The following is an 839-nucleotide window of genomic DNA, read 5'->3' as shown; positions in this document are numbered from 1 at the left end:
AGTGAAATCGAGTAGGTCGGAGCACGTGAAACTTTGACTGAATATAGGTGGACCATCATCTAAGGCTAAATACTCCCAACTGACCGATAGTGAACCAGTACCGTGAGGGAAAGGCGAAAAGAACCCCTGTGAGGGGAGTGAAATAGAACCTGAAACCGTGTACGTACAAGCAGTAGGAGCCCCTCGAGGGTGACTGCGTACCTTTTGTATAATGGGTCAGCGACTTATATTTTGTAGCGAGGTTAACCGATTAGGGTAGCCGTAGGGAAACCGAGTCTTAACTGGGCGAATAGTTGCAAGGTATAGACCCGAAACCCGGTGATCTAGCCATGGGCAGGTTGAAGGTTGAGTAACATCAACTGGAGGACCGAACCCACTAACGTTGAAAAGTTAGGGGATGACCTGTGGCTAGGAGTGAAAGGCTAATCAAACCGGGAGATAGCTGGTTCTCCCCGAAATCTATTTAGGTAGAGCCTCGGACGAATACTTACGGGGGTAGAGCACTGTTAAGGCTAGGGGGTCATCCCGACTTACCAACCCTTTGCAAACTCCGAATACCGTAAAGTACTATCCGGGAGACACACGGCGGGTGCTAACGTCCGTCGTGAAGAGGGAAACAACCCAGACCGCCAGCTAAGGTCCCAAAGTCATAGTTAAGTGGGAAACGATGTGGAAAGGCCCAGACAGCCAGGAGGTTGGCTTAGAAGCAGCCATCCTTTAAAGAAAGCGTAATAGCTCACTGGTCGAGTCGGTCTGCGCGGAAGATGTAACGGGGCTAAACTATGCACCGAAGCTGCGGATTCATCTTAGGATGAGTGGTAGGGGAGCGTTCTGTAAGC

Annotated in this window: 1 rRNA gene; it reads left to right on the top strand. The window is 50.4% G+C overall.

Annotated elements, in window-relative coordinates:
* Positions 1-839: ribosomal RNA gene (locus tag AN391_RS19830) — 23S ribosomal RNA — on the top strand; the annotation flags it as partial.

This window comes from Pseudoalteromonas sp. P1-13-1a (assembly GCF_001401875.1).
Lineage (GTDB): Bacteria > Pseudomonadota > Gammaproteobacteria > Enterobacterales > Alteromonadaceae > Pseudoalteromonas.
This window is presented reverse-complemented; position numbering and strand designations above follow the sequence as displayed.